Source organism: Acinetobacter sichuanensis, from assembly GCF_003024515.2.
GTDB lineage: Bacteria > Pseudomonadota > Gammaproteobacteria > Pseudomonadales > Moraxellaceae > Acinetobacter > Acinetobacter sichuanensis.
On record NZ_PYIX02000072.1, the window covers coordinates 1 to 7,788 of the forward strand.

At 36.4% G+C, this 7,788-nt stretch carries 9 protein-coding genes; 2 read left to right on the forward strand and 7 right to left on the reverse strand.

The features are described from left to right. The coding region (locus C9E89_RS20895) for a tape measure protein (protein ID WP_147305739.1) at positions 1-2,358 on the reverse strand (2,358 nt) is incomplete at its 3' end. 98 nt (positions 2,359-2,456) lie between these two features. Further along, complete coding sequence (locus tag C9E89_RS20900; protein ID WP_107010086.1) at positions 2,457-3,323, reverse strand: ORF6N domain-containing protein; 867 nt, start codon at positions 3,321-3,323, stop codon at positions 2,457-2,459. Positions 3,324-3,478: 155 nt separating this feature from the next. On the opposite strand from C9E89_RS20900, the gene C9E89_RS20905 reads away from it, so the two are divergent. Further along, a complete protein-coding gene (locus C9E89_RS20905) occupies positions 3,479-3,724 on the forward strand; it encodes a hypothetical protein (protein ID WP_107010085.1) in 246 nt (81 codons plus the stop codon). An 11-nt stretch (positions 3,725-3,735) separates the two neighbouring features. On the opposite strand, the gene C9E89_RS20910 is transcribed toward C9E89_RS20905, so the two are convergent. From C9E89_RS20910 to C9E89_RS20930, 5 genes are all read right to left on the reverse strand, one after another. Further along, positions 3,736-4,035, reverse strand: coding sequence for a hypothetical protein (locus C9E89_RS20910; RefSeq protein ID WP_107010084.1), 300 nt, complete (start codon positions 4,033-4,035; stop codon positions 3,736-3,738). A gap of 1 nt (position 4,036) precedes the next feature. Further along, positions 4,037-4,723: a hypothetical protein gene (locus tag C9E89_RS20915; protein ID WP_107010083.1), complete on the reverse strand. Its 687-nt coding sequence runs from the start codon at positions 4,721-4,723 to the stop codon at positions 4,037-4,039. A 269-nt stretch (positions 4,724-4,992) separates the two neighbouring features. Beyond that, positions 4,993-5,832 (reverse strand): hypothetical protein, encoded by an 840-nt coding sequence (locus tag C9E89_RS20920; RefSeq protein WP_107010082.1) that lies wholly within the window; start codon positions 5,830-5,832, stop codon positions 4,993-4,995. 189 nt (positions 5,833-6,021) lie between these two features. After that, positions 6,022-6,927 carry a KilA-N domain-containing protein gene (locus C9E89_RS20925; protein ID WP_107010081.1) on the reverse strand — a complete coding sequence of 302 codons (906 nt, stop codon included), beginning with the start codon at positions 6,925-6,927 and terminating at the stop codon, positions 6,022-6,024. 76 nt (positions 6,928-7,003) lie between these two features. Then, positions 7,004-7,186: a DNA-binding protein gene (locus C9E89_RS20930; RefSeq protein ID WP_107010080.1), complete on the reverse strand. Its 183-nt coding sequence runs from the start codon at positions 7,184-7,186 to the stop codon at positions 7,004-7,006. A gap of 140 nt (positions 7,187-7,326) precedes the next feature. Between C9E89_RS20930 and C9E89_RS20935 the strand changes: the two genes are divergently transcribed. Further along, complete coding sequence (locus C9E89_RS20935) at positions 7,327-7,740, forward strand: Arc family DNA-binding protein (RefSeq protein WP_107010079.1); 414 nt, start codon at positions 7,327-7,329, stop codon at positions 7,738-7,740. Positions 7,741-7,788: the final 48 nt, after the last annotated feature.

The window sequence follows — 7,788 nt, forward strand, 5'->3', positions numbered from 1 at the left end:
CTTTTTCAATTCTTGACCCTTGTAGAAGTTTTTACTAAACACCTCCCACTCTTTACTGGTTAAACTACGAGTTTTTGGAATTTTGTTTTCATCATAAAACTCAGATACTGCTTTAGCCATTTCCAAGCCAAGTAGTTTAATATTCTTCAAATCGAAATCGATACTTAGATTTTTCTTAGCATAGGTTTTATTTAAGTCGTCTAGGGCTTCTTTTGCAGTTTTGGCTGCTTTTTCCGTCTCAGTTAAACCCTCTGCAACATCAACCCATCCCTTTCGAGCACCAACACTTAGTTTCGCACTCTCTTTTAACTCCTTATTGGCTTTTTCCATCGCAGTTTTAGAAATATCTGTTTTCTCTGCTAGGTTGTCAATACTATTTAGGATTGAGGTTTCGACTGGTAAATATTTGCGCAATTCTTTAGCCAACTGTGTTGCTGTAATTGCTCCATCACCATAGCCTTTCAGTAAGTCATTGACTTTCTGTTGGTTGTCAGCATTGACTTTTAGTGACGAGTCTTGCTGTAAAAGCCAATCAATTGAATTTCTCAACTCTTTGTTTGATGATTCGTAACTGTCAGCTAAAGCATTAACTATAATTTTTTGATCTTTTAACTTTTTAGCTGCTTTATCCGCCTCATCTCCAAACAATCCCGTTTCTTTTGCAATAAATGAAAGCTGTCTTTCCATTTCGGAAACACCACTTTTGGATTCATTAAACTGCTCGAAATACTTAGCAGCATTAGCAATTTGTTTGTCAGAAAATAAGCCACTTTTGACCATTTTTTCCATAGCCAACCCTGTATCTGTATAACCATCGCGCAAGCCTTTAGCGATTGCAGACATGATATCTTGTTGTTGCTTTTGCTTTCCTACTGCTCTCTGTGATGTACCAGCTAGCTTGGCAATCGCCAGTTCCGCAGATGTTGCATCACTTTTAAAATCTTTTAACTTTTGGTTTACAAGTTCCTGCTCGCTAATTAATTTAGCCGTAGTGAGTTCACGATATTTTTTAGACAACTCGGAAACGCTTTCGATTTGAGTTGAAAAACTATCATTAACCTCGTCAGATTTTGATTTTAGGTACATGTAACCCGCAGCTAAGGCAGCTACACCAATGGTTAGAACTCCAACCGTACCACCAACAGCATTAAAAATTCTTGCTGCGCGAGAACGTGCTGCTGTATTTGCATTTTGCGCCAAGGTGTCTGCATTTACTGCTGCGGTATGAGCTGCTGTAGCGGATGTAGAAGCTCTTTCAAGCGGCAACAACGTTGTTTGTACGTAGGTGAGGCGCTGCATGCCTGTTAATCTTGCTGCTGTTGCTTGAGCATCTGCTAATTGCATTGCACGAAGTTGAGCAATAGCACCTGTTCTTGACACTTCTGCTGCTGTAGCTTGAGCTGCTGCTTGTAACTCACCCAGCATTGATGCACGTCGTGCAATTGAGCTTGTTGTTGCAGCATGTATAGAAACTGTTTGTGTGAGAATTGCTTTGGTCAGCATCGTAACGCCACCCAAAACAGCAATATGAGCTATCGAATCAAGATTGTCTGCTAATCCTTTAATTGAGGATGATAAGAATGACGCTGCACCTGATGCTTCACCTGCACCACCAATAAACTGTGTTGCAGCATTATTTAACTGAGTAAATGATTGTCCAATCGTAAAGTTAGTTTTTCCAAAATCTTCTTCGATAGCACCTGACATTTTTTCAATCGCTTGAACCATCTTTTCGGTAGTTAATTCACCTGCAGAAGACATTTCCTTTAATTCAGCACGAGTAACACCCAAACCTTTAGCAAAAACCTCCATTAGATAACCTGCATTTTCGGACATAGATACGAACTCATCGCCATTTAAGCTAGATTTATCAAAAGCTTGTCCTAGTTGGTATAAAGCTGCACTCGCTGCCTGAGCACTAGAACCTGAGTTACTAATAGACTTTGAAATTGATTCTGTAATCTTTGCCACTTTTTCTTGGCTTAGACCCAGCTTTTCACTGTTGTACTGAACCTTCTGGTAGATCGTTGCTGTACCACCCCATGCTGCACCTGAACGTTGAGCAATATCAAAAGTATCTTTCATTGCTTTATTTAGTTCTTGCTGGCTATTGGTGACTAAACGAAGACGATTGTTTAAGTTTGTGTGATCATCCATTTTTGAAATAGCTGCGCCCGCAGTAACTACGCCCATCATGTACCCAGCGAGTTGGCGACAGGCTACAGAAAACCCATCCATAGAACGCGATGCAAAGTCACCATTACGCTGAATACTTCTCAACTCGCGATCTAATGCTTGCGCGTTTCGTTCAGCATTTCGTGAGTCAATCACGATTCTTAAAATTGATTCTTGAGCCATGTTTACTTTCCTGCGGACATAAAAAAGCCCGCAGATGCGAGCTATAAATTAGGTTATAAAAAACCCACTCAATTGAGTGGGTCTTAATCTACTTAAAACTATATAGGTAATTTTTGCTGATAAGCTCCAGTGATCCAATCAAAACTATCTACGCATTCTTTTAACTCTTGCTTCTTTTCAATTTTAACGAACTGCCATGCAAGACATGCCCCATCATTAAAATGATTGGTGGCTCTACTATAAACAGCTGGGTTTAACTTTTTGACAAAATCACTAAATTCTGACCACCAGCTACGTGCCCAAATCATGTGGGTTGCTAAAGCATGTAAATTTTGCAGATCCCCTTCGCTAAATTGTTTTTTCTCCGCATTGCTATACAAAGCAATCAAATGATGCACGTATTCAACTGCCACAGGAATAGCATCGTATGGAATCTCATCAATACTTTTCACGTTAAAGCGCTGATGAACCAATTTGTAAGCATCGCTATAGTTTAAATGCTTGGTTTTAGCGACAAGCATATTCACAGCATTGGTTAATGGTTCGCGTTCAGACTTATGAGTTTTAGCTAAAATCTCTTGACGATTGAAATAACAATCTTCAAGTTGCTCAAAGATATCCCACGCTTGATCAGTATCAAGCATCTTTGCATGACGAGCTGCGCCACGTTCTGTCCATAGCGTTAAAACACGAGTTTTGCTTGAAATTTGTGCGTGAACATTATTCACGAGCAAATCACTTGTAACTGTCTTCAAGCTAGTCATAAAGTCCTTTAATTCCTGACCAACGATTTTGAAGAAGTGCTTACCCTCAATAAAACGAGCCTTATTATTTGAGTAATTTTTACGAATATTACTTGCATCCGTACCATAAAAATTAGCCAACATTTCATTAGTAACAACTGGAATGGATTTGAAGTTAATGATTGATACTTGTGTATCATTAATTTGTGCTATATTTGGCATATCAATTTTCCTCTAAGAATGTTGATAGAAGCCCTGATTCCGTCGAAAGTGTCAGGGCTTTTTCTTGTAAATTTTAAAATTAACACCTAAAATAGGTGCATTGAATTAATTTAACATGCAACTGTTTTAGGTGCAATATTTATTTTGGAATAGCTATGAGTAGACAAAACGATTTTGTTAAAACACAAGTGCGCTTGCCATCAGATCTCCATCAGGAAATTTTAAAATTTGCTAGTAATTATGATTTTTCGATGAATACAGCAATAATTGAGGCTATAAGAGCTGGCTTGATTGTGGATTCAGATATTGGGATTAGAACACCATTAACACCTAATGATCTCTCTAAGGTCTCTGATGAAATAGCCGACAAGGTTGTTGAGAGATTAAAAAAAGCACCCTAGGGTGCTTTTAATTATTTTGCAGCTTTCAACTCTTCAAGATGTCGTAAAACAGAACCGATCTTTTGGAATAGATACCACCAAATTGCACCACCTATAGCAATAGATATACCCATCAATATTTGAGCAAATGACCAACTGGATGTTGCTATTTCTCCCGCATATTCCGAGTATCGAATTGTTTCTACTTTGCCAAAAGAAACAATATAAACAACTGATAGAACTATACATAATATTAAAATAATATTAGCTACCAAGTTGCAACTGTCAGATTCACTCATTCCTTGTGTGGTTGATTCATTATTATTTGACATTTTATTCCACCTTATTAAAGTTCTTTAAAACCTTATACTTAATACTTTGATTGTTGGCATCTTCGATTTCCAGGAGAGCACCTTTATAACCGATTTGTTTCGACTCACTTAAGTCATATTCAACATCATTGTTAAATGCGGGACGAGCTAGATTACTGGAAAACTCTCTATAGCCGATATTAATTTTATTTCCCACCTTACCACTATAAATAAGGGTTTGTTGAAATGAATTATCTGTCGCAATGCCTACAGTTGATAATTTTGCTGAGTGTTCTTCCTTTGAGCAAGATCTTAGGTTTAAAGTGGTAACTATACATATTTGATTTTCCACATTAAGCATTACAGCCTGAAATGGATCGTTAATAAAACTTTTTTGCACATTCCCGCCATTTGGAATCATATTTAATGGCTTGAAGTAATGTCCTTTTTTATCCTCACCAGTCTTTAAATAATATCCCTCTGAAATTGTATACCCACTATGCTTAAATGTTGTTGGAACATATAAAGCTTCTCTCTCAAGAAAAACACCCTGCTCTAACATTTTATCTCCCACAAATGCCTCATTTGTAGATCCAATTGGTGGCTTACTAATATTTTGTGGAGTTGCTTGATAGTTGTGCTTTGGTGTTGCACACCCTCCAAGAGCTAACCCAAAACAAAAAACTCCAACCCAAAATATATTTTTCATCATGCCCCCTCCTTAATTTGCTTACAAAATATCAAGTTATGAGCAAAAAAACCACCCGAAGGTGGTTTTTATAAGCTGCCTACATGGCAGTGAACCCTAATTTTACAATACAAAGACATGAAATAACATGTAGTTAATTATCAACCAGCCAAACAACCATAGTTTTTTAATATGTGTTCAATCTATTAATTTGTAAAATAAAAAAGCTTCTTTTTTCGGAAGCTTTTTTATTTTACAACTGATAAACAGTATGCCATCAATAACAGATGCTACTTCTTTATTCTCCAATTACAAGCGTTTGGAACCAATATTCCATTTTCAGGAATTTGAGATTTGGTCAGAAAATTTGGGTCTACAATATGGTGTGTATAATTATACTTTGTACTATCAGTTTGATGTATTGTAATTTCAACCTCTCTACAGGTTGAGCTCAAAAGATTATTCCCCACATTCTTTTGTTTTAAGTCGCTAAAAGGAATTGAAGACGCGGAAATAGGCTTGTAAATAACCTCAATACATTTCTTGCCATTGTTTCCTTCAATTTCAACCACTTGACCTTCAATAGGGAGGGTGCTTGGAGGAACAATAGAAATTTTATTAGTGTGTTTAATACATTGTGCTTCATTTAATTTAATATCATCCTCAGTCATATTAGGCTTAACTTCAGGTGCACTAGGCTCAGGTCCAATTGTTGCCGGGATTATAACGGGAAGCAAAGCAGCTATGAATCGAACAAATTTCCCCCCAAAATCAAATATTCTATCAGTTAAAGGTATTGTTTTGCTTTCTATTTCTACGATTTCCCCTGAGATACCGCTTTTAGCAATCGTCAAAATTAACTTATCACCGAATACCGCATTATCAACTTTTCCATAAACTTCTTTATTATAATCTTGGTCTAAAAGGTTAACAACATCTGGTTTTTTAAATTCGAACCTACCCGTCTCCTTATTAAAACCATCACCACTCCTAATCTGCAGTTCCTTAGACTTCATCAATGGGTAGCTGAATTGTATTTCAGGATCTGATGGATCATTAGAATAAATTACATCAGCCGACACGACTGAGGACATCATCCCCATTAAGACCAATAAGCTTACTTTTTTCATGGTTGTCACTCTTTGTATTATTTTAAAAATTATATTACAAGACATCAAAACAAACCATGTGTTTTCAAAAAAAAATATATATAAATCATATATTTTACCAAATATTATAATTTGAAATTTTCTCAGCTTTTAGTTACTTCATTTTTAAATAAATACAGCAAAAAACCACTCTTTCGAGTGGTTCTATACTTATTTACATTTAAAATCCAATGCATATCGCTCTTGAAGGCTTAAATTCCAAGAATGATATTGCAGTTGTTCTTCGATCTGTAAGCGAGTTCCTTTATCAATGAAGTGATAAGCAAAACACGCCCCATCTTTGAAATGGTGATTGACTGAAGCTGCAATGTTTGGATTAAGTTTTGCAATTGCACCACCAAACTCTTTCCACCAGTCATTTAACCAGACCATGTGAATAGCCAAACCCTGCAAATTGGTTTTCAAAATATCATTTAATTCTGTTGCGTTTTGAGCTTTTGGGGCTGCTTTTTCTTTTATCTCAATATTTTCAAGATAAAACTTCGCATCTTCAAAGTGGTAGGCTTTTAACTCACGGTAACTCGCTGAATATTTAAAATGATTTTTTAAACGACTCCACATACTCGCAATAATTCCACCATTGCCTTTGGCGCGAGTGTGAACAATATTGTAAAGAACGCCTGCTTGCTCTGGTGAGATAGTTTGCTTATCGTTAATTTTCCAGTCCATAACTAAAGCATCATAAGCGCGAATCACAATTAAATGGAATTTCGCAGAAATCCACATTGCGTATGCATAAACCATTTCCTTTACTGCATATGTTCCGCGATTTGCTCCACCACGGATAATATTTAGTGCTTTATTCCCAAACCTCATATTTGAGGTTTGGGAATTTTCATCAATGCTCACATTTGAGCATCGCTCAATTTCTACAACTAACTCTTGTGTTTGCTCCACACGAAGAAAGTTGGTGATTTGATGTTTTTTCAAGCCACCACTTGCGTTATGAAGATCATTTAAGCAATAACGCCCATCCTCATCCTGACGAATAGTAAATTCACCAAGAACTAATGGCTTATTGTTTGGGTTTAAAAAGTTTTGTGTTAAACTAGTCATGTTAACTTTCCTTTGTGTTGACAATCAATCAAGCCCTGCTCTCCAAAGTCATGGGCTTTTTTGTTGTCTGTTAATTTCATGCTTTCGCACTCTCTATTTCATCTTTCATTTGCTTAACAGCGTGGTTAATCAAATAATTTACTGGTCTTTCGTATTCCCGACCAAGTTCTTTAAGCCAGTCCATCAACTCAGGTTCAATCCGAAGATTGTATTGAATCTTGGTTCTTTGGGCTGTGGTTGGTTTTGTTAGCATCTCCATCATAATCACCTTAAGTAATATTGTTTTGGTATTACTTAATAATATCGAAATAATATTATTAGTCAATATTATTTTAATACGAATATTAAAACAATACCTAGGGTGCTAGAATTTACAAATATTTAACTTAGGTAACGACCATGACTGCAAGTAGTGGAAACCTGACTACCCAATATAATTTGCGGTGGTCTGAGGATCTGAAAGAAAAAGTTGTTGATGCATCCAAGGAAAATTCACGATCTATCAATCAAGAGATTGTCACAAGACTTGAGCAGAGTTTTTCCCTATCTAGAGAAAAGCCCACTACCAATAAAAAAATTGATGTATGTCTCCAAATATTACCATGCCCTGATTTCGATCTAGAGGAAGATGAGTATCAGAGCTTAATCCTTCAATTTGATCCTTCTCAAATTCCTATGAAAGGAGATGTTTTGGAGCTTGAAAGTGTAAATGGAGACCCCAAAACATTTGAGGTTAATAAAAGAATTATCAATACATCCATAAGTGGGCATATAAGTTTCACTCTTGAGTTACAAAGATCTACTGACTGGTGATAAGTATAATAATCAAAGATGCAATTATGTAAGACCAAAATCTTAAAA